Annotated in this window: 21 protein-coding genes; 5 read left to right on the top strand and 16 right to left on the bottom strand. The window is 61.3% G+C overall.

What is annotated here, in order from left to right; genetic code table 11:
- Nucleotides 1-39: 39 nt before the first annotated feature.
- Both PVV54_RS01230 and PVV54_RS01225 read right to left on the bottom strand, forming a co-directional pair.
- Nucleotides 40-909, bottom strand: coding sequence for a LysR family transcriptional regulator (locus tag PVV54_RS01230; RefSeq protein WP_274908218.1), 870 nt, complete (start codon nucleotides 907-909; stop codon nucleotides 40-42).
- Between the two features lie 9 nt (nucleotides 910-918).
- On the bottom strand, nucleotides 919-3,123 hold the full coding sequence (locus PVV54_RS01225; RefSeq protein ID WP_274908217.1) for a heavy metal translocating P-type ATPase: 2,205 nt from the start codon (nucleotides 3,121-3,123) through the stop codon (nucleotides 919-921).
- 83 nt (nucleotides 3,124-3,206) lie between these two features.
- Between PVV54_RS01225 and cadR the strand changes: the two genes are divergently transcribed.
- The gene (gene cadR / locus PVV54_RS01220) at nucleotides 3,207-3,650 is read left to right on the top strand and encodes a cadmium resistance transcriptional regulator CadR (RefSeq protein ID WP_274908216.1); all 444 of its coding nucleotides are present in this window, start codon (nucleotides 3,207-3,209) and stop codon (nucleotides 3,648-3,650) included.
- A 126-nt stretch (nucleotides 3,651-3,776) separates the two neighbouring features.
- On the opposite strand, the gene PVV54_RS01215 is transcribed toward cadR, so the two are convergent.
- From PVV54_RS01215 to PVV54_RS01205, 3 genes are read right to left on the bottom strand one after another with little or no spacing between them, the layout of a single operon-like run.
- Nucleotides 3,777-4,748 carry a thymidylate synthase gene (locus PVV54_RS01215; protein WP_274908215.1) on the bottom strand — a complete coding sequence of 324 codons (972 nt, stop codon included), beginning with the start codon at nucleotides 4,746-4,748 and terminating at the stop codon, nucleotides 3,777-3,779.
- A gap of 48 nt (nucleotides 4,749-4,796) precedes the next feature.
- Entirely contained in the window at nucleotides 4,797-5,606 is an 810-nt protein-coding gene (lgt, locus tag PVV54_RS01210; RefSeq protein ID WP_274908214.1) for a prolipoprotein diacylglyceryl transferase, read from the bottom strand.
- A 16-nt stretch (nucleotides 5,607-5,622) separates the two neighbouring features.
- On the bottom strand, nucleotides 5,623-6,405 hold the full coding sequence (locus tag PVV54_RS01205) for a sulfite exporter TauE/SafE family protein (protein WP_274908213.1): 783 nt from the start codon (nucleotides 6,403-6,405) through the stop codon (nucleotides 5,623-5,625).
- A gap of 130 nt (nucleotides 6,406-6,535) precedes the next feature.
- On the opposite strand from PVV54_RS01205, the gene PVV54_RS01200 reads away from it, so the two are divergent.
- Nucleotides 6,536-7,282, top strand: a complete 747-nt coding sequence (locus tag PVV54_RS01200) for an NRDE family protein (protein WP_274908212.1) — start codon at nucleotides 6,536-6,538, stop codon at nucleotides 7,280-7,282.
- 102 nt (nucleotides 7,283-7,384) lie between these two features.
- Here the strand turns inward: PVV54_RS01200 and ptsP are convergent, their stop codons facing one another.
- The 4 genes from ptsP to ilvA all read right to left on the bottom strand — a co-directional run bounded on the left by ptsP (nucleotide 7,385) and on the right by ilvA (nucleotide 12,341).
- The gene (gene ptsP / locus PVV54_RS01195) at nucleotides 7,385-9,658 is read right to left on the bottom strand and encodes a phosphoenolpyruvate--protein phosphotransferase (protein WP_274908211.1); all 2,274 of its coding nucleotides are present in this window, start codon (nucleotides 9,656-9,658) and stop codon (nucleotides 7,385-7,387) included.
- 22 nt (nucleotides 9,659-9,680) lie between these two features.
- Nucleotides 9,681-10,160 carry an RNA pyrophosphohydrolase gene (locus PVV54_RS01190; RefSeq protein WP_003249017.1) on the bottom strand — a complete coding sequence of 160 codons (480 nt, stop codon included), beginning with the start codon at nucleotides 10,158-10,160 and terminating at the stop codon, nucleotides 9,681-9,683.
- 178 nt (nucleotides 10,161-10,338) lie between these two features.
- Nucleotides 10,339-10,764, bottom strand: coding sequence for a DUF2269 domain-containing protein (locus PVV54_RS01185; protein ID WP_274908210.1), 426 nt, complete (start codon nucleotides 10,762-10,764; stop codon nucleotides 10,339-10,341).
- Nucleotides 10,765-10,826: 62 nt separating this feature from the next.
- Entirely contained in the window at nucleotides 10,827-12,341 is a 1,515-nt protein-coding gene (ilvA, locus tag PVV54_RS01180) for a threonine ammonia-lyase, biosynthetic (RefSeq protein ID WP_274908209.1), read from the bottom strand.
- A gap of 134 nt (nucleotides 12,342-12,475) precedes the next feature.
- Here ilvA and rpiA point away from each other — a divergent pair, with 134 nt between their 5' ends.
- A complete protein-coding gene (gene rpiA, locus PVV54_RS01175; RefSeq protein WP_274908208.1) occupies nucleotides 12,476-13,150 on the top strand; it encodes a ribose-5-phosphate isomerase RpiA in 675 nt (224 codons plus the stop codon).
- 67 nt (nucleotides 13,151-13,217) lie between these two features.
- On the opposite strand, the gene PVV54_RS01170 is transcribed toward rpiA, so the two are convergent.
- From PVV54_RS01170 to PVV54_RS01155, 4 genes are all read right to left on the bottom strand, one after another.
- Nucleotides 13,218-14,129, bottom strand: a complete 912-nt coding sequence (locus tag PVV54_RS01170) for an SdiA-regulated domain-containing protein (RefSeq protein ID WP_274908207.1) — start codon at nucleotides 14,127-14,129, stop codon at nucleotides 13,218-13,220.
- A gap of 84 nt (nucleotides 14,130-14,213) precedes the next feature.
- Nucleotides 14,214-15,134, bottom strand: a complete 921-nt coding sequence (locus tag PVV54_RS01165; RefSeq protein WP_274908206.1) for an SdiA-regulated domain-containing protein — start codon at nucleotides 15,132-15,134, stop codon at nucleotides 14,214-14,216.
- A 214-nt stretch (nucleotides 15,135-15,348) separates the two neighbouring features.
- The gene (locus tag PVV54_RS01160) at nucleotides 15,349-16,014 is read right to left on the bottom strand and encodes a fumarylacetoacetate hydrolase family protein (RefSeq protein ID WP_274908205.1); all 666 of its coding nucleotides are present in this window, start codon (nucleotides 16,012-16,014) and stop codon (nucleotides 15,349-15,351) included.
- A 24-nt stretch (nucleotides 16,015-16,038) separates the two neighbouring features.
- Nucleotides 16,039-17,436, bottom strand: a complete 1,398-nt coding sequence (locus PVV54_RS01155) for an FAD-binding oxidoreductase (RefSeq protein WP_274908204.1) — start codon at nucleotides 17,434-17,436, stop codon at nucleotides 16,039-16,041.
- A 169-nt stretch (nucleotides 17,437-17,605) separates the two neighbouring features.
- Between PVV54_RS01155 and serA the strand changes: the two genes are divergently transcribed.
- The gene (gene serA / locus PVV54_RS01150; protein WP_274908203.1) at nucleotides 17,606-18,835 is read left to right on the top strand and encodes a phosphoglycerate dehydrogenase; all 1,230 of its coding nucleotides are present in this window, start codon (nucleotides 17,606-17,608) and stop codon (nucleotides 18,833-18,835) included.
- A gap of 147 nt (nucleotides 18,836-18,982) precedes the next feature.
- Here serA and PVV54_RS01145 read toward each other — a convergent pair whose 3' ends face one another.
- The gene (locus PVV54_RS01145) at nucleotides 18,983-19,459 is read right to left on the bottom strand and encodes a DUF4399 domain-containing protein (protein ID WP_274908202.1); all 477 of its coding nucleotides are present in this window, start codon (nucleotides 19,457-19,459) and stop codon (nucleotides 18,983-18,985) included.
- A gap of 198 nt (nucleotides 19,460-19,657) precedes the next feature.
- Between PVV54_RS01145 and PVV54_RS01140 the strand changes: the two genes are divergently transcribed.
- Entirely contained in the window at nucleotides 19,658-20,173 is a 516-nt protein-coding gene (locus PVV54_RS01140; protein WP_274908201.1) for a substrate-binding periplasmic protein, read from the top strand.
- On the opposite strand, the gene PVV54_RS01135 is transcribed toward PVV54_RS01140, so the two are convergent.
- Both PVV54_RS01135 and PVV54_RS01130 read right to left on the bottom strand, forming a co-directional pair.
- Entirely contained in the window at nucleotides 20,112-20,621 is a 510-nt protein-coding gene (locus PVV54_RS01135) for a DUF523 domain-containing protein (RefSeq protein ID WP_274908200.1), read from the bottom strand. The genes PVV54_RS01140 and PVV54_RS01135 overlap by 62 nt on opposite strands.
- Nucleotides 20,608-21,243 (bottom strand): 2OG-Fe(II) oxygenase, encoded by a 636-nt coding sequence (locus PVV54_RS01130; protein ID WP_274910367.1) that lies wholly within the window; start codon nucleotides 21,241-21,243, stop codon nucleotides 20,608-20,610. The genes PVV54_RS01135 and PVV54_RS01130 overlap by 14 nt, the downstream gene beginning before the upstream one ends.
- Between the last annotated feature and the right edge of the window lie 76 nt (nucleotides 21,244-21,319).

Below are 21,319 nucleotides of genomic sequence, written 5' to 3'. Positions count from 1 at the left end.
GGTAGGAGCGGATTTATCCGCGATAAGGCAAGCACACGCCTAAAACTGCGAACCCACCACCTCCTGCGCCACCCCGAGAAACGCCGCCGGTAGTCGCGCCTGACGCCGCTCTTTCAAGCAATACAAGTACTCATGCATCACCGGCGCATTCTCCAGCGCCACCACGCGTAACTCAGGGTTATGCGGCACTTCGTGACGGGCAATCACGCTGATGCCGATATTGCGCAACACCGCTTCACGGATCGACTCGCGGCTACCAATCTCCAGCAGCGCGCCCGCCTTGACCTCGGCGTCCTGCATCATCTGCTCGGTAAGCTTGCGGGTGATCGAGCCCTTCTCCCGCACCAACAGGCAATGCCCGGCCAGCGCGTCGATAGCCACCGCCTGCCGGTGAGCCAGCGGGTGGTTGCGGTGCACCGCCAGCACCAACGGGTCGGTGCCCAACACCCGGCGCACCAGGCGGGCATCCTCCACCAGCTCCGATGAGGCGGCGATGTCGACGCGGTAATCATCGAGCATCTCCAGCACCTGCTGGGAGTTACCAATCTCTACCGCCACTTCTACCTGCGGCAGGCGCTCGCGGAAGATTTTCACCAAGTCGAGAATGTAATAGGGCGCTGTGGCGGCAATGCGCAAACTGCCCTGAAACTGGCCACTGTTGCGCAGCTCAAACTCGATATCGGCCTCTTGTTGCAGCAGCGCCTTGACCATCGGCAGCAGGCGCACACCTTCTTCGCTAAGCACCAACCGCCTGCCACCACGGTAGAACAGCTCCACGGCGTAGTGATTCTCCAGGTTACGAATCTGCGTGGTGACCGTTGGCTGGCTCAGCCCGAGCTTCTTCGCCGCCTGGGTGATGCTGCCCAGGCGGGCGACCATGTAGAAGGCTTTGAGCTCGGCACTGAGCATTGGGTAACCTCATTTGCGTAACAGGCGTAGGCCGTTGAATACCACAAGCAGGCTTACGCCCATATCGGCAAACACCGCCATCCACAGGGTGGCCATGCCGGTAAAGGTAATCGCCAGGAAGATGGCCTTGATGCCCAATGCCAGCACGATGTTCTGGATCAGGATGGCGGCACTTTGGCGCGACAGCCTGACGAACGCGGGGATTTTGCGCAAGTCGTCGTCCATCAGTGCCACATCGGCCGTTTCGATGGCGGTGTCGGTGCCCGCCGCGGCCATTGCAAACCCGATCTCGGCGCGGGCCAGGGCAGGCGCGTCGTTGATACCGTCCCCGACCATGCCTACCCGGTGACCTTGGGCATAGAGCTGTTCGATGACGCTCAACTTGTCGGCAGGCAACAAGTTGCCCTCGGCACGGTCAATGCCCACCTGGGCGGCAATGGCTTGGGCGGTATGGGGGTTGTCGCCCGTGAGCATGACGGTTTTGATGCCCAGTTCGTGCAGCTCGGCAATGGCTTGGAGGCTGCTGTCCTTGACCGTGTCGGCCACCGCGAACAGTGCCAACGGGCCGGAGCGGTCGAGCAACAGCACAACGCTCTTGCCTTGGCGCTCCAACGCATCAAGCTGTGCCTCCAACAGCGGCGAGCACAGGCCCAGCTCTTCGACCAGGCGGTGGTTGCCCAAATGGTAGGTTTCACCCTCAATGACGCCACGCACACCACGGCCCGCCAAAGCGGCAAATTCGGTTACGTCATACACGCCCAGGCTCTGCGCCTTGGCGAACTGGGCAATGGCCCCGGAAACAGGGTGGTCGGAACGGCTGGCCAGGCTGGCGGCAAGCGCCTGGGCGCGGCCCTCGAACAACGGGTCGAGCACCTGGGCATCGGTTTGCACCGGCTTGCCGTGGGTCAGGGTGCCGGTTTTGTCCAAGGCAAGAAAGTCCAGCTTGCGGCCACCTTCCAGGTAAACGCCGCCCTTGATCAGGATGCCTTTGCGTGCAGCTGCGGCCAGGCCGCTGACGATGGTCACAGGGGTTGAGATCACCAGCGCACACGGGCAGGCCACCACCAGCAGCACCAGCGCTCGATACACCCAGTCAAACCAGGCGCCCGCCATGAACAGCGGCGGGATCAGCGCAACGGCCAACGCCAAAGCAAACACCGCCGGAGTGTAAATGCGCGAAAAACGGTCGACAAAGCGCTGAGTCGGTGCGCGGGCGCCTTGGGCTTCTTCGACGGCCTTGATGATTCGGGCCAGCGTGGATTGGCCCGCTGCGGCGGTGACGCGGTACTCCAACGCACCCGCCTGATTGATCGTGCCGGCAAACAGTTTGTCGCCTGCGGCCTTCTCGACAGGTAGGCTTTCGCCGGTGATCGGAGCCTGATCAACGCTGGACTGGCCGCTCACCACCTCGCCGTCCAGGCCAATGCGCTCGCCGGGTCGCACCCTGGCCAACGCGCCGATGGCCACCTCACGCACTTCAACCTCCTGCCACTGGCCATCGGCCTGCTGCACGGTGGCCATGTCCGGCGTGAGTTGCATCAGGCCACTGATAGCATTGCGCGCGCGGTCAAGGGAACGGGCCTCGATCAGTTCCGCGATGGTGAACAACACCATCACCATGGCTGCTTCGGGCCACTGGCCAATCAATACCGCGCCGGTCACGGCGATGCTCATCAGTGCGTTGATGTTCAGGTTGCGGTTCTTCAGGGCAATCCAGCCCTTTTTATAGGTACCAAGCCCGCAGCCCAGGATCGCCGCCAAGGCCAACCCGGCAACTACCCACTCCGGCGCCAGCGCGCTGAAATGCACGATTTCAGCCGCGACCGCTGCAACACCAGACAACGCCAACGGCCACCAACGGGTGGCATGGGGTTTGGGTGCAGAGGCCGTACCGTCATCGTCGCCAACCAAAGGTTCGGCTTTCATCCCCAAGCTGTCGATGGCCCGTTCGATCTCGGCGGTGCCCTTGAGGGTGTGGCGCACGCCCAGCACGCGGTTGATCAGGTTGAACTCCAACTGTTCGACACCTGCCAGCTTGCCCAGCTTGTCCTGGATCAGCGTCTGTTCAGTAGGGCAGTCCATGGCCTCGATGCGAAAGCGGCTGAGCTGTGCCTCGGCGCTGATTTTTTCGCCGAGTTGAATCACCGGCAGCGGCTTGTGGCTACCGCAGCAACTGTGGCCGTGCTTGTGTTCGTGGCTGACAGGCTGGTTCATGGGGTCGTCCTTAAAGTGAGCCTGTTGCCAAGTGAACACCCTGTAGCCACTATAGGGTCAAGCCACTTGCTGGAGATTGTGCGATGAAGATCGGAGAACTCGCCAAGGCCACCGACTGCCCTGTGGAGACCATTCGCTACTACGAGCGCGAACAACTGCTGCCGGAACCGGCACGCACAGATGGCAATTACCGGCTTTATACCCAGGCCCACGTGGAGCGGCTGACGTTCATCCGCAACTGCCGCACGCTGGACATGACCCTGGATGAAATACGCAGCCTGCTGCGCCTGCGCGACAGCCCTGAAGGTTCATGCGGTAGCGTCAATGCCCTGATCGATGAGCATATCGAGCACGTACAAGCCCGGATTGACGGGTTGGTAGCGTTGCAGGCGCAACTGGTGGAGTTGCGCAGGCGCTGCAGTGCACAGGGGGCAGAGTGCGCAATTTTGCAGCAGCTGGAGGTGAATGGCGCGGTGTCCGTGCCGGACACCGAGCATTCGCATGTGGGGCGCAGCCACGGGCACTGAAGATTGTACAAAACTCCTGTAGGAGCGGCTTCAGCCGCGAACACCGGCGCAGCCGGTGCCACGCACCGCGTCGCCTGCTTCGCGGCTAAAGCCGCTCCTACACAGACCGCATAAGCTCAAATCGCGTCAAACCGCCATCGGCGCCGTCATCGGCGCATGGTGCTCATACCCTTCCAGGCTGAAATCACTCGGCTCGATCTTCTCCAGCCACTCCGGCTCATATTTGCCGGTTTTGGCAAAGTCCGGCACGCGGTCGCTGATCACCAGCTTCGGTGCTTCCAACGGCTCGCGCTTGAGCTGCTCGTTGAGCATGTCCAAGTGGTTTTCATACACATGGGCATCGCCAATAAAGTAGGTGAACCAGCGCGGGGTATAGCCGGTCAAGCGGCCGAACAACGAAAGCAGCGCCGCACCTTCGGTGAGGTTGAACGGTGTGCCAAGGCCCAGGTCGTTCGAGCGAATGTACAGCGTGAGGGAAATTTCCTTCGTCTCGACATTCGGGTGGAACTGATACAGCAGGTGGCACGGCGGCAGCGCCATCTCATCGAGCTGGGCGCAGTTCCAGCCGTGGAACAGAATACGGCGGCTGCCCGGGTCGTTGGCGATGGTGTCCAGGCACTGGCGCACCTGGTCGATGGCCTTGTACAGGATGACGAATGCCTCGCCGTCTTCCTCGTCCTTGGCGATTTGCCGGAAACCGGCTTTTTCAGCCATTTCGATGGCGGCCGGGTTGCTCAACGGCACGCGCTTGTAGCCCGGCCACTGGCGCCACTGCACACCGTAGATTTCGCCAAGGTCGTCATGCCCCTGGCGGAACGGGTTGGCCAGCCACTGGGCGTTTTCGTTGGCGTTCTGGTCCCAGACCTTGCAGCCCAGCTCACGGAATTCGCCCGCGTTCTTCACGCCACGCAAAAAGCCGACCATTTCGCCGATGGCCGACTTGAACGCCAGCTTGCGGGTAGTGATGGCCGGGAAGCCCTTCTGCAGGTCGAACTTGAGCATGGCGCCCGGCAGGCTGATGGTGCGGATGCCGGTACGGTTGCCTTGCAGCGTGCCGTTTTCGATGACGTCGCGAACCAGGTCTAGATACTGTTTCATGGCTTACCTGTAACAAAAACGGCAGGGGGATCGCCCCTGCCGTGAAAATCAGACGGCGGGTTTGGCCGTGGGTTTGCGGTTGTAGGCCAACCAGATCAGGAAGATGCCGCCGATGATCATCGGTACGCAAAGCAACTGACCCATGGTCAACCAGCCGAAGGCAATGTAGCCCAGTTGGGCATCAGGCACCCGCACAAACTCCACGATGAAGCGGAAAATGCCATAGAACAGCGCGAACATGCCGGACACGGCCATGGTCGGGCGCGGTTTGCGCGAGTACAACCAGAGAATCACGAATAATGCCACACCTTCCAGGGCAAACTGGTACAGCTGCGACGGATGACGCGGCAGTTGGGCCGGGTCGCTGAACGGTGGAAACACCATTGCCCACGGCACATCAGTGGCCTTGCCCCACAGTTCGGCGTTGATGAAGTTGCCGATCCGCCCTGCGCCCAGGCCGATCGGCACCAGTGGCGCGACAAAGTCCATCAGTTCGAAGAACGACTTGTTGTTGCGCTTGCCGAACCACAAGGCCGCCAGCATCACGCCGATGAAACCGCCGTGGAACGACATGCCGCCCTTCCACACCTCAAAGATCAGGGTCGGGTTGGCCAGGTACTGGTGCAGGTCGTAGAACAGCACGTAACCCAGGCGCCCGCCCACGATCACCCCCATCGACAACCAGAACACCAGATCCGAGAGCTTTTCTCGGCTCCAGGTAGGGTCGAAGCGGTTGAGCCGGCGCGACGCCAGCAGCCAGGCGCCGCCGATACCAATCAGGTACATCAGGCCGTACCAATGGATTTTCAGCGGCCCGAGGGCCACGGCCACGGGGTCTATCTGCGGGTAAGGCAGCATGGAGATTCCTCTTGGTTCAAATCAGAAAGCTGAGGCCAACGCAGAACAGCAGCGCTGCGAACAGGCGTTTCAACAAACGGGGCGACAGCTTGTGCGCCAGGCGCGCGCCGAAGCGGGCAAAGAACATGCTGGTGACGGCGATGCCGAGCAATGCCGGCAGGTACACGTAACCCAGGCTGTGAGGCGGCAGGTGTTCGTCGTGCCAACCCAGCAGCATGAAGCTCAGGGCACTGGCTATGGCAATCGGCAGGCCACAGGCCGAGGATGTGGCCACCGCCTGCTGCATTGGCAGGCTGCGCCATGTCAGGAACGGCACGGTCAGCGAGCCGCCGCCAATGCCGAAGATCGCAGAGGCCCAGCCGATTACCCCACCAGCGCCGATCAGCCCCGGCTTACCCGGTATGCCACGGCTGGCTTTGGGTTTTAGGTCCAGGGCCATTTGCGCGGCGACGATCAGGGCGAACACGCCGATGATCTTTTGCAGTTGCGGGCCTTGGATCAACGAGGCCGTTTTGGCACCGATACCGGCACCCAGCAGGATGCCGAGGGTCATCCAGGCAAAAATGCGCCATTGCACCGCGCCTTTGCGGTGGTGCTCCAGCACAGCGTTGATTGAGGTGAAGATAATGGTGGCCAGCGATGTGCCCACTGCCAGGTGAGTTAGCACCGAAGCATCAAAACCTTGCAAGGTGAAGCTGAATACCAGCACCGGCACGATGATGATGCCGCCCCCCACGCCGAACAGCCCGGCCAGCACACCGGCGCAGGCGCCCAACAGCAGATAGAGTACGAACTCCATTCGTGGTCCCCGAGAAAATCAATCCGGCATGGTAACGGAAGCCGGGCTCGTGGCTCTAGTGAAGTCTGTGACAGGATGGATCGTCACGGCCTCAATGGTTAGAGTGGCAAAAAACACAGGGGCCACACCTATGTGCCTGATCGTATTCGCCTGGCGGCCGGGGCATGCCCTGCCGCTGATCGTGGCGGCCAACCGTGACGAGTTCTATGCCAGGCCCACCCAAGCGCTGGCCGCGTGGGAGGATGCGCCTGGCGTGCATGCAGGGCGTGATCTGGAAGCTGGTGGCACCTGGCTGGGGGTGGGGCCTGATGGTCGGTTTGCAGCATTGACCAACATTCGTGACCCGGGGCAGGCAGTAGGCCCACGTTCGCGGGGTGAACTGGTGGCGGCATACCTGCAAAGTGAACTGGGCGTCGAGGCGTACCTGGACCAGGTTGCCAGCCGCAGCGGGCAGTATTCGGGGTTCAACCTGCTGGTGGGCGATGGGCAGCAATTGGGGTATCTGCATGCCCGCGAGGCGGCACCGCGAATTCTTGCGCCTGGGGTTTATGGGGTTTCCAATGCCGGGCTGGATACGCCGTGGCCGAAGCTGGTGAAGGCGCGGCAAGGGCTGGAGGGGCTGCTGGAGGCGGCTGATCCACAGCAGTTGCTGACTTTGCTGAGCGATGGAGAGATTGCGCCGGATGCTGACCTGCCGGAAACGGGGGTGGGGATGGCGACCGAGCGGTTGTTGTCGAGCGTATTCATCGCCAGCCAGAATTATGGGACGCGGGCGAGTACGGTATTGATTGTGGATGATCAGGGGAGAAGGCGGCTGATTGAGCGTAGTTTTGGGCCGTTTGGTGGGCATCTTGGTGAGGTTGAGGTGGGGGTTTGAAGGGGCCGCTGCGCGGCCATCGCGGATAAATCCGCTCCTACAAGTGCGCGCGACCCTGTAGGAGCGGATTTATCCGCGATGGGTCGCGTAGCGGCCCCAACATCACAACGTCTTGTTCGGCCCGATCATCCGCGCCAACCCGAGGTTCTTCAGCGCCAACTGCAGCGAGCTGTGGATAACCTGCGGGTTGTCATGGCTCAACGCCTCGCTCAGCAATTCCTTGGCCCTGCTCATGTTGACTTGGCGCAGCATCCACTTAACCTTTGGCAGGTTGGTGGCGTTCATCGACAAGCTATCGAAGCCCATGGCCATCAACAGGATCGCTGCTGCCGGGTCACCGGCCATCTCGCCACAGATGCTCACCGGCTTGCCTTCGCCATGAGCATCACGCACCACGGTGTTCAAGGCCTGCAGCACGGCCGGGTGCAGGTAATCGTACAGGTCGGCAACGCGCGGGTTGTTACGGTCCACTGCCAGTAGGTACTGGGTCAGGTCGTTGGAGCCGACCGATAGGAAGTCCACCTGCCGGGCCAGTTCCTTGGTCTGGTAAACCGCAGCCGGGATTTCGACCATTACACCCACCGGCGGCATCGGCACATCGGTGCCTTCGTCGCGCACTTCGCCCCAGGCACGGTGAATCAGGTGCAGCGCCTCTTCCAGCTCATGGATACCGGAAATCATCGGCAGCAGAATGCGCAGGTTGTTCAGGCCCTCGCTGGCCTTGAGCATTGCCCGGGTCTGAACCAGGAAAATTTCTGGGTGGTCGAGGGTGACACGGATGCCGCGCCAGCCCAGGAACGGGTTTTCTTCCTTGATCGGGAAGTAAGACAGCGCTTTGTCGCCGCCAATGTCCAGCGTACGCATGGTCACCGGCAGCGGATGGAAGGCCGCCAACTGCTCACGGTAAATCGCCAGCTGTTCCTTCTCGCTGGGGAACCGCTGGTTGATCATGAACGGCACTTCAGTGCGGTACAGGCCTACGCCTTCGGCGCCGCGCTGCTGGGCGCGGGCCACATCGGCGAGCAGGCCGGTGTTTACCCACAGGGGCATGCGGTGGCCATCTGGCGTGACGCAAGGCAGTTCGCGCAAGGCATCGAGGCCCTGGGCCAGCTGGCGCTCTTCCTCGACCACATCGCTGTACTGCTTGCGCAGCACGTCGCTGGGGTTGGTGAACACTTCGCCTTTGTAGCCGTCGACGATCATTTCGATGCCGTCGACCTTGGAGTAAGGCAGGTCAACCAGGCCCATCACCGTCGGGATGCCCATCGCCCGGGCCAGAATGGCGACGTGGGAGTTGCCCGAACCCAGCACCGAAACCAGGCCGACGAGCTTGCCTTCCGGCACCTCGCCGAGCATTGCCGGGGTCAGCTCCTCGCTGACCAGAATGGTGTTGTCGGCATACACCATGGTTTGCGAACGGGCTTCCTGCAGGTAGGCCAGCAAGCGGCGACCAAGGTCTTTGACGTCAGAGGCGCGTTCGCGCAGGTAATCGTCGTCCATCAGCTCGAAGCGGTTAACGTGTTCGCCAACCACTTGGCGCAAGGCGCCCTGGGCCCACTGGCCGGTCTTGATGACGTCCACCACCTCGCCACCCAAGGCAGCGTCTTCGAGCATCATCAGGTACACATCGAACAACGCGCGCTCTTCGGGGCGCAACTGGGTAGCCAGCTTGGCCGAAAGCTTGCGCATGTCTTCGCGCACGCCTTCGAGGGCGTTGTGGAACAGTTTCAATTCGGCGTCGATGTCATCGACGGTTTTGTCCGGCACCACTTCGAGGTCTGCCGGAGGCAACATGACCACCGCCCGGCCCACGGCGGCGCCCGGCGAGCCCGGCACACCCACGAAGCGCGCTTCCTGGATGCCCTTGCCCTGGCGGCCCAGGCCGCGGATCGAACCGGTGGCCTCGGCATGGGCAATAACCCCTGCGAGCTGGGCACTCATGGTAACCAGGAAGGCCTCTTCGCCCTCGTCGAACTGGCGGCGCTCCTTCTGCTGAATGACCAGAACACCCACCACACGGCGGTGGTGGATGATCGGCGCACCCAGGAAGGACGCAAACTTCTCTTCGCCGGTTTCGGCAAAATAGCGGTAACGGGGGTGATCGGCGGCGTTTTCCAGGTTCAGCGGCTCTTCCCGGGTGCCCACCAGGCCCACCAGGCCCTCGTTGGGCGCCATGCTGACCTTGCCGATGGAACGCTTGTTCAGGCCTTCGGTGGCCATCAATACGAAGCGGTTGGTTTCCGGGTCGAGCAGGTACACCGAGCAGACCTGGCTGCCCATCGCCTCCTTTACGCGCAAGACAATGATACCCAACGCCGTTTTGAGATCTTTGGCGGAGTTCACTTCCTGGACGATCTTGCGCAGCGTATTGAGCATGGCTCGGGGTCGAACTCCGTCGTCAGTCGCGCGTCAGTAGACGCGGTGCTAGCTCTTTCAGGGCGCGGCGGTAGACTTCACGCTTGAACGTCACCACCTGGCCCAGCGGATACCAATAGCTGACCCAGCGCCAGCCGTCGAATTCCGGCTTGCCAGTCAGGTCCATCCGCACCCGTTGCTCATTGCTCACCAACCGCAGCAAAAACCACTTCTGCTTCTGGCCGATGCACAGCGGTTGGCTGTGGGTGCGTACCAGCCGCTGGGGTAAACGATAACGCAACCAGCCGCGGGTGCAGGCAAGAATTTCAACATCATCGCGTTCAAGGCCAACTTCTTCGTTCAGCTCACGGTACAGGGCATCTTCCGGCGTCTCGTCAGGGTTGATACCACCCTGCGGGAATTGCCAGGCATCCTGGTTGATCCGTCGAGCCCATAGCACCTGCCCGGCATCATTCGTAAGAATGATCCCGACATTGGGGCGAAAACCATCCGGGTCGATCACGGCAGCAACCTCGCAAACGCATGTCACCGCATTGTTCCACAAAGCTTGCGAGCGCAGCAACGCGCCCGCCAAGCTTATGTGCTGCGAGGTGAAAACTGCGTGTTTTGAAGGCTGGCCTGGTTGTGGGCGCAGTACCGGTATAACCGGTTTACGTTAAGGATTGATGTTGGCCTGAGTCTCAAACCGGTTTGGCGCCCATCAGCCCGGCAATCGACAGGAAACAGACCCCGCTGAACACGGCCAACGCCAAGGTGAACCGCAAGCCCACTGATTCGGCTTTGCGTAGCCGGTTCAACCTCACCAGCAGCCACCACGCGGCGAACGCGCCCAAGGTATAGATGATGCTGGACGCCAACACCCAGGTCTGCCCCAACGGCCAGCCCACCAGGTGCACCAGCCACCAGCCGGTAAAGGGCATGCTCACCAGGCACAGGCCCATCACCAGCCAGACGAACACCAGTGGCCGGCGTAGCAGCTTGGCATAGGCCTCGGTATCGCCCTGTTTACGGGCGCGGACCGTCCAGATGGTCAGACCCAGAGCGTCTAGAAGCAAAAGCACGGTGGCGGCGATGTGCAGGGCCTTGATGGTGTTGAGGTGTTCCATGTCGAGCGTCCTGTAGGAGCGGCCTTGCGTCGCGAAAGGGCCATCAGCCCCAGCTTAGCCCCTCAACCCAGAAACAGCTTGTAAGCCGGGTTATCAGTCTCATCCCAATACGGGTAACCGATCTTGGCCAGCGCCGCTGGCACCAGGTGGCGCTCGTCTTCCGGCACCTGCAAGCCGGCCACCACACGCCCATCAGCCGCGCCGTGGTTACGGTAGTGGAACATCGAGATATTCCAGCGCCCACCCAGTTTGTTGAGGAAGTTGAACAAAGCCCCCGGTCGCTCAGGGAACTCGAAGCGCAGCACGATTTCGTCACTGGCCCCCGCCGAATGGCCGCCCACCATATGGCGAATGTGCAGTTTGGCCAGCTCGTTGTCGGTCAGGTCGGCGACCGGGAAGCCCTGCTCGGTCAGGTGCTGAACCAGTGCGGCACGCGGGTCGTTCTCAGGGTGGGTCTGCACGCCAACGAAAATATGGGCTTCATCGGAGGTGTGCTTGCGGTAGTTGAACTCGGTGATCTGGCGCTTGCCGATCGCTTCGCAGAAGGCCTTGAAGCTACCCGGACGCTCGGGAATGGTCACCGCGATGATCGCTTCGCGCTTTTCACCCAGCTCGGCACGTTCGGCCACGTGGCGCAGGCGGTCGAAGTTGACGTTGGCGCCCGAGTCGATGGCCACCAGGGCCTGCCCGGTCACGCCGGTGGTTTCAACGTACTTCTTGATGCCGGCAACGCCCAAAGCGCCGGCAGGTTCAGTGATCGAGCGGGTATCGTCGTAAATATCCTTGATGGCGGCACAGATCTCGTCGGTGCTGACCGTGATCACTTCGTCCACATGAAGGCGGCAGATATCGAAGGTGTGCTGGCCGATTTGTGCAACCGCCACGCCATCGGCAAACAGCCCCACCTGTGGCAAGACAACGCGCTCACCCGCCGCCATGGCGGCCTGCAGGCAGTTGGAGTCATCCGGTTCAACGCCAATCACCTTGATTTCCGGGCGCAGGTATTTAACGTAAGCGGCAATACCGGCAATCAGGCCGCCCCCGCCCACCGGTACGAAGATGGCATCCAGCTGGCCCGGGTGCTGGCGCAGAATTTCCATCGCCACGGTGCCTTGGCCGGCGATGGTGTGCGGGTCGTCGTAAGGGTGGATATAGACGAAGCCCTTCTCATCGACCAATTTCAGCGAATAGGCCAACGCCTCTGGGAACGAGTCGCCATGCAGCACCACCTTCCCGCCCCGCGAGCGCACACCTTCGACCTTGATTTCCGGGGTGGTCTTGGGCATCACGATGGTGGCTTTGATGCCCAGCTCACGCGCCGCCAACGCCACGCCCTGGGCATGGTTACCCGCCGAGGCAGTAACCACGCCGCGCGCCAGTTCTTCCGGGCTCAGTTGGGCCAGCTTGTTGTACGCCCCGCGAATCTTGAAGGAAAACACCGGCTGCAGGTCTTCACGCTTGAGCAGCACGTGGTTGCCAAGGCGCTTGCTGAGCTGGCCGGCATTGTGCAGCGGGGTTTCGACCGCAACGTCGTAAACGCGCGAGGTGAGGATCTTCTTGACGTACTGTTCGAGCATCGGGAAAGCATCACTGGCCGCAGGACAAGGGTTGCGAGTCTACCGCAGCGCTACGTCGGGCGACCACAGCAAAGCCGCCCGAGCCGTTATACTAGGCCACTTTGAAAACCGCCCTGCCCCATTCCGGAGCCCGCATGACCCAGGACCAACTCAAACAGGCCGTCGCCCAGGCCGCTGTCGACTTCATTCTGCCGAAGCTGGATACCAAGAGCATCGTCGGTGTCGGCACCGGTTCGACTGCCAACTTCTTCATTGACGCCCTGGCCCAGCACAAAACCGCCTTCGACGGCGCCGTTGCCAGCTCCGAAGCCACTGCCCAGCGCCTCAAAGGCCACGGTATTCCGGTGTATGAGCTGAACAGCGTCAGCGAGCTGGAGTTTTATGTGGATGGTGCCGACGAAAGCGATGCGCACCTGAACCTGATCAAAGGCGGTGGCGCAGCCCTGACCCGCGAGAAAATCGTTGCGGCGGTGGCCAAGACCTTCATCTGCATCGCCGATGGCAGCAAGCTGGTGCCGGTGCTGGGCGCTTTCCCGCTGCCAGTCGAAGTAATCCCGATGGCCCGTAGCCATGTGGCGCGCCAGCTGGTGAAGCTGGGCGGCGACCCGGTTTACCGCGAAGGCGTGGTGACCGACAACGGCAACGTGATCCTGGACGTGCACAACCTGCAGATCACCAACCCGGTAGAGCTGGAAGCGCAAATCAATGCGATCGTTGGCGTGGTCACCAACGGCCTGTTCGCGGCGCGGCCGGCGGATTTGCTGTTGCTGGGTACCGCTGAAGGTGTGAAAACCCTCAAGGCCGAGTAATAGCCATCGCGGCGGTTCGACGTCTCGGTGAACCCGCTCCACGCAGGGCGGGTTCATCTGTAGGCAATCAGTCGGCCGGCTGTTTGAACACGTAGAACAGGTTAGGCTCGCTGACCATGTAAATGGTCCCGGCCTCGTCCATCGCAATCCCTTCTGCCTGCGGCACCGCCTGCTTCAAACCCTGGTACCCCTTGCGCAACGACAAGGTACTCAGCGGCTTGCCCTTCACATCCAGCTCCAGCACCAGCCTCGATTCGTCCGACAGCGCCAGCAAATGCCCGCTGCGCTCATCGAACTGCAAACTCGACAAGTCGCGCACGAATAGCCGCTCATCACGTTTGCGGTCCTGCACCACATGCACGGCGTATGGCTGTTCCGGGTTGTCATGAGGGAACCCGTGAATTTCGTAAATCACCATGGGGTCGCGCTCCTTGGCCACGAACAGGCGCTTGCCTGCCGAGTCGTAGGCCAAGCCTTCGAAGCCTTTGTTGCCGTTCAGGCCGATGCCCAGGCTCAGTTGCTCGGCGTCGTTAGCGTCGAGGAACATCGTGTCATCGTCAAGGCGCACACGAATGAGGCGCTGCTGGCGCTCGTCGGTAATCACATAGCTGTTGGGGCCGACGTATTCCACGGCTTCAGGGTCGCCAAAACCGGTTAGCGGCACGCGGCGCAGGATGCGCCCGTCCAACGACAGTTCGATCAATTCGGAGCGCTGGTTGGTGACGGTGAACAGCGTTTTGCGGTCGGGGTCGTAGGTCAGCGCCGACACATCATCGTCCAGGCCGTCGATCGTCTGCGCTTCGATCGCCACCCGGTAGCGATCGAGCCCCATGCTCTGCTCAGCGGGCTGCCACCAGGTCTTGAGGTTGAACCAACCCCGCTCGAACAAGCGGAACTCCTGCCCCGCCATGCTCAACAAGAGCACGGCCAGCAAACCGACAACAGCAAGGATCAGGGGCAGGCGAACATAACGACGCATAACGGCAGACTCGGCGTAAGGGTGGCGAATCTAACCATGCCTGACTGAAGTGAAGCTTAATGCCATCATTCCCTGATAAGGCAGTCAGTTCTTCTTGAAACGATAGAAGAGCGCGGGCTCACTGACCATATAAAGGTTGCCCTTATCGTCCATGGCCACGCCCTCGGCACGCGGGATGGTGCTCTTGAGGCCGTTGAAACCACCCAGCAGGGTCATGAAGCTGACCTGCTGGCCTTGCTCGTCCAGTTCCAGCAGCATGTTGGAGTCGGCAGACAGCACCAGCAGGTGCCCGGTGCGCGGGTCCACACCCAGGGCCGAGAGGTTGCGCAGGTCAAGTTCGTCACTGGCCAGCGGCTGCTTGTCACCCTCTAGCGGGCTGCGGCCATCGGTTGCCCAGGTGTACAGCTTTGGCGGGCGCTCCTCGCCGATGATCAGGCGTTGGCGCATCGGGTCCCAGGCAACGGCTTCAAAACCTTTGTTGCTTTTGACCGACTCGCCCAAGTCATGGCTCGGGAAGTCGGCGTGGTTAAGGGTGGTGGTGCTGGCATCGACCTTGACCACGGTCAGGTCATGCTTGCGCTCGTCGGTGATGGCAATTTGGCCGTCTTCCAGCACGGCCACGCCTTCAGGGTTGTTCCAGCCGACCAGCGGGATCTGGCGCAACACATCACCCTCAAGGTTGAGCTCGACCAGGAACGGGTTTTTGCCCATGACCACGAACAAGGTGCGGGTATGAGGGTTGAAGGCGATGTCGGAAGCTTCGTCATCGTCCATGCCCGGCATTGGCTTGGCGTCGATATCGACCTTGAAGTCGGGCAACCACACGCTTTCGCTGCGTTCGGCAGTGCTTTCGAAGCTTTCCTTTACCCACAGCAGGCCACGGTCGTCCCAGTGCATGGCCACGGCTACGCCATAACCGATCACCGCAGCCACGGCCAGGGCGAAGGGCCAGCGCAGGTAGAAACGGCGCTTGGGGGATACGGGGGCGCTGGCGGAGGATGGCATGCGGGTGGTCCTGGGGTAGGGGCTATGGGAGGCGCATTATCCGGATGGGGTGTGAAAAATTCGGTAAATCGAAATACGCACCTGTGGGAACGGCCTTGTGTCGCGAAAGGGCCGCGTAGCGGCCCCAGGGTGCAGCTTCGCAACTGATATTGCCGGGGCTGCCATGCAGCCCTTTCGCGACACAAGGCCGCTCCCACACAGTCAGCGTAAGTGCTTAAAGCACCCGGCTTTCGAAGCGGCAAACGCCCGGCAGCTCCAGCACCAGCTCGTCACCCACATTGAACGGCCCGACACCGGCCGGGGTGCCGGTGAGAATCACGTCGCCAGGCTGCAGCGAGAAATGCGAGGCCATGTGCTTAATGATCGGGACGATCGGGTTCAGCATCATCCCGCTATTGCCGTCCTGGCACACTTCGCCATTGATGGTCAGGCGTACCGGGATGTCGGTCAGGTCTTCAAAGGTGCCGGCGGCAACGAACGGTGGCAGCACGCAGGCGCCGTCAAAGCTCTTGCAGGTTTCCCACGGCATGCCCTTTTCCTTGAGCTTGGTCTGCACGTCACGCAAGGTCAGGTCCAGCGCCGGGGCGAATCCGGAAATGGCGTCGACCACTTCCTCTTCGGTGGGGTGCGCCGACAGCGGCTTGCCGAGCAACACGGCAATTTCAGCCTCGTAATGCACCGAGCCACGGTCGGTCGGGATCTTGAAGCCGCCCTCCAGTGGCACCACGCAACTGCCGGGCTTGATGAACAGCAGCGGCTCGGTCGGAATGGGGTTGCCCAGTTCCTTGGCGTGCTCGGCATAGTTACGGCCCACACACACTACCTTGCCCAGCGGGAAGTGAATGCGCGTGCCGTCTACGTACTGGTGCTGGTAACTCATGGCCGACTCCTTTGATTACTGCTTTTATTCAGGAGCGAAGATCTTACCCGGATTCATGATGCCGTTAGGGTCGAACACGGCCTTTATTGCCTTCATGCAGGCAATTTCTTCAGGCGAGCGGCTGTAACCCAGGTAATCACGTTTGGTCATGCCTACGCCGTGCTCGGCAGAGATCGAGCCGTTGTAGCGCTGCACGATCTCGAACACCCACTTGTTGACCTTGGTGCAGGAGGCGAAGAAGTCGTCCTTGCTCATGTGGTCGGGCTTGAGGATGTTCAGGTGCAGGTTGCCGTCGCCAATGTGGCCGTACCAGACCACTTCGTAGTCCGGGTAGTGCTCACTGACAATGGCATCGATGTCGCGCAGGAACGCCGGCACCTTGGACACGGTGACGGAAATGTCGTTTTTGTAGGGTGTCCAGTGAGAGATGGTTTCTGACAGGTATTCGCGCAGCTTCCACAGGTTCTTCAGCTGTGTTTCGCTCTGGCTCATCACACCGTCCAGCACCCAGCCCTGCTCCACACAATGCTCGAAGGTGGCCAGCGCCTCGTTGGCCACGTTGTCGGTGCTGGCTTCAAACTCCAGCAAGGCGTAGAACGGACACGGGGTATCGAACGGTGCCGGCACATCGCCACGAGCCATGATCCTTGCCAGGCCCTTGTCGGAGAAGAACTCGAACGCGGTGAGGTCGAGCTTGCCCTGAAAGGCGTGCAGCACCGGCATGATCGAGTCGAAGTCCGGGGTGCCCAGCACCATCGCGGTGAGGTTGCGCGGTGCACGGTCCAGGCGCATGGTCGCCTCGACCACGAAGCCCAGCGTCCCCTCCGCGCCTATAAATAGCTGGCGCAGGTCATAACCGGTGGCGTTCTTGATCAGGTCTTTGTTCAGTTCCAGCAGCTCGCCCTTGCCGGTGACCACTTTGAGGCCCGCCACCCAGTTGCGTGTCATGCCGTAGCGGATCACCTTGATACCGCCAGCATTGGTGCCAATATTGCCGCCAATCTGGCTGGAGCCGCTTGAAGCGAAGTCCACGGGGTAGTACAAGCCCTGCTCTTCGGCGAAGGCCTGCAACTGGCGGGTGATCACGCCCGGCTGGCAGACCACCGTGCGGTCAAAGGCGTTGAAGTCGAGAATCTGGTTCATGTTGTCGAACGCAACCACCACCTCGCCGTTGGCCGCAACCGCGCCAGCCGACAGCCCGGTACGCCCGCCCGAGGGCACCAACGCAACCTGATGGCGGTTGGCCCAGCCGACAATGGCCTGCACCTGCTCGATGGTCTTGGGGAGTACGATGGCAGAAGGCGCGGGCGGGTAATGTTTGGTCCAGTCCTTGCCGTACGCCTCAAGGGAAGCCGCGTCGGTCAGGACCCTGCCAGGGTCGACCAGGGTCTTCAGTTCATCAATTACCGCGGGGTGGGTCATCGCTGGAACTCTCGACTTATTCATAGTCACCCTGAGCACTCTTCACCTGTCGGGATAAGCTCAGATTGTGTCGCGTATGCTAGCATAGCCCCCCTGCTGTTCGTGCTAAGGCCGACACCGCGCCGCTTCACCCCTCGCCATTTTTTCTCCGGGATACAGGTTTACGCAGATGAGCAAGACTTCTCTCGACAAGAGCAAGATCAGGTTCCTTCTTCTTGAAGGTGTGCACCAGAACGCGGTGGATACCCTCAAGGCCGCCGGGTACACCAACATCGAGTACCACACTGGCTCGCTGCCAGAAGCGGAACTCAAGGAAAAGATCGCCGACGCTCACTTCATCGGCATCCGCTCGCGTACCCAGCTGACTGAAGAGATCTTCGACGGCGCCAAAAAACTGGTCGCAGTCGGCTGCTTCTGCATCGGCACCAACCAGGTCGACCTGAGCGCTGCCCGCGAGCGCGGTATCGCCGTGTTCAACGCGCCTTACTCCAACACCCGTTCGGTAGCCGAACTGGTATTGGCCGAAGCCATCCTGCTGCTGCGCGGCATCCCGGAGAAAAACGCCTCCTGCCACCGTGGCGGCTGGATCAAGAGCGCGGCCAACTCGTTCGAAATCCGCGGCAAGAAGCTGGGCATCGTGGGTTACGGCTCGATCGGTACCCAACTGTCGGTACTGGCCGAGAACCTGGGCATGCAGGTCTATTTCTATGACCCGCTGACCAAGCTGCCGCTGGGCAACGCTACCCAGGTCACCAGCCTGAACGAACTGCTGGGCCTGGCCGACATCGTCTCGCTGCACGTGCCGGAGCTGCCATCCACCCAGTGGATGATCGGCGAGAAAGAAATCCGCTCGATGAAGAAGGGCGCGATCCTGATCAACGCCGCCCGTGGCACCGTGGTCGAACTGGACCACCTGGCTGCCGCCATCAAGGACAAGCACCTGATCGGCGCCGCCATCGACGTGTTCCCGGTAGAGCCACGCTCCAACGACGAGCAGTTCGAAAGCCCGCTGCGCGGCCTGGACAACGTGATCCTGACCCCGCACATCGGTGGTTCCACTGCCGAAGCGCAGGCCAACATTGGCCTGGAAGTGGCCGAGAAGCTGGTCAAGTACAGCGACAACGGTACCTCGGTGTCCTCGGTCAACTTCCCTGAAGTGGCCCTGCCGGCTCACCCTGGCAAGCACCGCCTGCTGCACATCCACGAAAACATCCCGGGTGTGCTCAGCGAGATCAACAAAGTCTTCGCTGAAAACGGCATCAACATCTCCGGTCAGTTCCTGCAGACCAACGAGAAAGTTGGTTATGTAGTAATCGACGTCGACGCCGAGTACTCCGACCTGGCGCAAGAGAAGCTGCAGCAGGTCAAGGGCACCATTCGCTCGCGCGTGTTGTTCTAAGCTTGGCAGCGGCATGAAAAAGGGAGGCCCTGGTGGCCTCCCTTTTTTTGTCCAGTGAGATCGGTGTTGCCTGCTTCGCGGGTAAACCCGCTCCCACAGAGGTTGTGCAAGCCCTGCGGGAGCGGGGTTACCCGCGAAGATCCAGCACTATTTCACGGTAACAGTAACCTTCTGCGACTCGACACTCGGCTTGAACGGGACGTGATACTGGTCACCCAGCACCAGCTGCAAGGTGTGCTTACCTGGGGTCAGGGTAATGGTGGCCTCGGTCTGCGCCTTGCCGAAGTGCAGCACCTGCGGGCCAGCTGGCAGCGGCGCGTTGTTCTCTGGCATCAGGCTGGTTGGCAGCGGCTGGTCGGCAGCAGGTTCTTTGTCCACATCTACCAGCAGGTGATGATGGCCGGTATGCGGGGTCTGGTCACCCGCTGGCTTGAGCGCCATGCCCTCGATGCCGAACTTGACGGTGAAGGTTTTGTCGACCGTGGCGCCATCGGCGGGGGAAACGATGAAGACCTTGGCATCCTTGGGCGGCTCCTGGCTCTTCAGCGCATCTGCGGCGCTGGCCAATACCGAGGCCCCCATCAGCAGACCGGCAACGGCAGCACGCGAAAATAGGCTGTTCATTCACTTCTCCTGTATTCACTTTAAGACCGCATCCACCTACAAACGGATAGCGGCGGTAGTTCACCATAGCCCACACGGAGAAATATTTCAGTTAGGGTTAAACCTCGCCAAGACGATAAGGTCATAGGCTGCGCTCGACCGCGACGAGGAAGAAAGTCGTGGCGAAAGAAATTCATCTGTTTGAAAAAGGGGCACACAATGCGGTCGACCATAGGCGTACTGCTGGCAGTACTGATCACTCCGTTGGCTCAGGCAGACCTGTACGATGAGATCACCGACCGGGGCGAATTGCGTATTGCAGTGCAAGCTGATGCTCCGCCCTACGCCTTCAAGGAAAATGAACACCTGACGGGCTTCCAGGTCGAGTTAGGCCAGGATTTGGCTCGCGAACTGGGCCTGCGTGCCGAACTCATCGAGACTCCCGAAGAGAAAGTGATGCCAGGGGTGGAACGCGGCACTTACGACGTTGCACTGACGCCGCCAGGTGAAACGCTCAAGAGTGATGGCCCCTTCGATGTCAGTGAGCCGTTTGGCGAGAAACAAATGGTCATCCCGTTCCAGAAGGGCAACCCAGCGTTTCAAAGTGTGCTGAACAACGCGCTGCAGCGCATGAAAACCAGTGGCCGGCTGACCGAACTGGAGCAAAAATGGTTCAAGGCACCTCAGGCACCAGAGCCAGCGCCTGCTGCGCTTGCTCCAACTCCAGCTCACTGAAAACCTGCACACCTTCGCGCCGCAACAGCGCAGCAGTTACCCCCTCACCCGGCACTTTCACACCCGAGAAGGTGCCATCGTAGGTCAGGCGATTACCACAGGACGGGCTACCGGACTTGAGTACCGCCACGCGGATACCATGGCGGCGCACCAGCTCCAATGCCTGCCGGGCGCCGGCAACAAAGGCAGCACTGACGTCCTCACCGGTTACCGTCAGCACCTGGGTAATACCGTTTAACACGTCACTGCCCTGCCCGCCCGGTATCTCCGCCGGCGGCCTTGGCGTCGGCAATCCCCCCGCCACTTCGGGGCACAAGGGCACCACGCGCCCTTCAGCCTGCCAGCGCTGCAACACATCGGGGTGCCCGCTTGCGCGGCCGTCATAGCGCACCGGCTGCCCCAGCAGGCAAGCGCTGACCAGGACCTTGGGCGAATCAGAACGGGTCATTGCCACGGCGGCGGAACCAGCCAGTCAACGACAATCGTTCGCGCCCGGCCGGCAGCACTTCGTGGGGTACTTCACCCGACAGAAACACCACCAGGCAGCCCGCCACCGGTTGAACATCGTGCGTCACATCCCCAGCAAGGTACATGCGAAGCTGGCCGCCATCCTGCGCTTGCCAATCTTCGTTGAGGTACAGCACCGCAGAAACCATTCGCCGGTCATCGTCGCGGAAGCGGTCCAGATGGCGGCGGTAGAAAGCCCCGGGCGGGTAAAGGGCAAAATGGCATTCGAAGTCTTCAAGGCCCAGGAACAACCCCTGATTGATCGCCTGACGCAGATGGCTCATGGCCTCCAGGTAGCGGTCGCATGCCTCGGCCTGCCCCGGGTCGATCCACTGGATCTGGTCACCCCTGATTGCCTCGCGCACTTCCTGGTCCGCACCGCGCCCGACACCTGCCGGGTTGAGTTCACCTTCGGCATCACGCCGCCGACATTCGGCTGCCAGCGCGCGCACCAGGTCGGCGGGCAAAAAGAGCGCCTGCTGCGACCAGCCATGGGTGGCCAGATCGTCTACGACGGCCGCAAACATCGGGTTTTCAGGGGAGATGTGCATGGCGCGCATCATATCCATTCGCCATGCCGCCGCACAGCGCCACTTGGCTGAGAAGCATGCGGATCACTCGACAAACCTGCGCCGAGGC

This window comes from Pseudomonas sp. PSKL.D1, assembly GCF_028898945.1.
Lineage (GTDB): Bacteria > Pseudomonadota > Gammaproteobacteria > Pseudomonadales > Pseudomonadaceae > Aquipseudomonas.
The sequence above is the reverse complement of the archived record's forward strand: the minus strand, read 5'-3'. Positions and strand labels throughout refer to the sequence as shown.

Excerpts from the sequence above, each read along its gene's own strand:
- PVV54_RS01230 (WP_274908218.1), bottom strand. The coding sequence starts at position 909 with ATGCTCAGTGCCGAGCTCAAAGCCTTCTACATGGTCGCCCGCCTGGGC.
- PVV54_RS01225 (WP_274908217.1), bottom strand. The coding sequence starts at position 3,123 with ATGAACCAGCCTGTCAGCCACGAACACAAGCACGGCCACAGTTGCTGC.
- cadR (WP_274908216.1), top strand. The coding sequence starts at position 3,207 with ATGAAGATCGGAGAACTCGCCAAGGCCACCGACTGCCCTGTGGAGACC.
- PVV54_RS01215 (WP_274908215.1), bottom strand. The coding sequence starts at position 4,748 with ATGAAACAGTATCTAGACCTGGTTCGCGACGTCATCGAAAACGGCACG.
- lgt (WP_274908214.1), bottom strand. The coding sequence starts at position 5,606 with ATGCTGCCTTACCCGCAGATAGACCCCGTGGCCGTGGCCCTCGGGCCG.
- PVV54_RS01205 (WP_274908213.1), bottom strand. The coding sequence starts at position 6,405 with ATGGAGTTCGTACTCTATCTGCTGTTGGGCGCCTGCGCCGGTGTGCTG.
- PVV54_RS01200 (WP_274908212.1), top strand. The coding sequence starts at position 6,536 with ATGTGCCTGATCGTATTCGCCTGGCGGCCGGGGCATGCCCTGCCGCTG.
- ptsP (WP_274908211.1), bottom strand. The coding sequence starts at position 9,658 with ATGCTCAATACGCTGCGCAAGATCGTCCAGGAAGTGAACTCCGCCAAA.
- PVV54_RS01185 (WP_274908210.1), bottom strand. The coding sequence starts at position 10,764 with ATGGAACACCTCAACACCATCAAGGCCCTGCACATCGCCGCCACCGTG.
- ilvA (WP_274908209.1), bottom strand. The coding sequence starts at position 12,341 with ATGCTCGAACAGTACGTCAAGAAGATCCTCACCTCGCGCGTTTACGAC.
- rpiA (WP_274908208.1), top strand. The coding sequence starts at position 12,476 with ATGACCCAGGACCAACTCAAACAGGCCGTCGCCCAGGCCGCTGTCGAC.
- PVV54_RS01170 (WP_274908207.1), bottom strand. The coding sequence starts at position 14,129 with ATGCGTCGTTATGTTCGCCTGCCCCTGATCCTTGCTGTTGTCGGTTTG.
- PVV54_RS01165 (WP_274908206.1), bottom strand. The coding sequence starts at position 15,134 with ATGCCATCCTCCGCCAGCGCCCCCGTATCCCCCAAGCGCCGTTTCTAC.
- PVV54_RS01160 (WP_274908205.1), bottom strand. The coding sequence starts at position 16,014 with ATGAGTTACCAGCACCAGTACGTAGACGGCACGCGCATTCACTTCCCG.
- PVV54_RS01155 (WP_274908204.1), bottom strand. The coding sequence starts at position 17,436 with ATGACCCACCCCGCGGTAATTGATGAACTGAAGACCCTGGTCGACCCT.
- serA (WP_274908203.1), top strand. The coding sequence starts at position 17,606 with ATGAGCAAGACTTCTCTCGACAAGAGCAAGATCAGGTTCCTTCTTCTT.
- PVV54_RS01145 (WP_274908202.1), bottom strand. The coding sequence starts at position 19,459 with ATGAACAGCCTATTTTCGCGTGCTGCCGTTGCCGGTCTGCTGATGGGG.
- PVV54_RS01140 (WP_274908201.1), top strand. The coding sequence starts at position 19,658 with ATGCGGTCGACCATAGGCGTACTGCTGGCAGTACTGATCACTCCGTTG.
- PVV54_RS01135 (WP_274908200.1), bottom strand. The coding sequence starts at position 20,621 with ATGACCCGTTCTGATTCGCCCAAGGTCCTGGTCAGCGCTTGCCTGCTG.
- PVV54_RS01130 (WP_274910367.1), bottom strand. The coding sequence starts at position 21,243 with ATGATGCGCGCCATGCACATCTCCCCTGAAAACCCGATGTTTGCGGCC.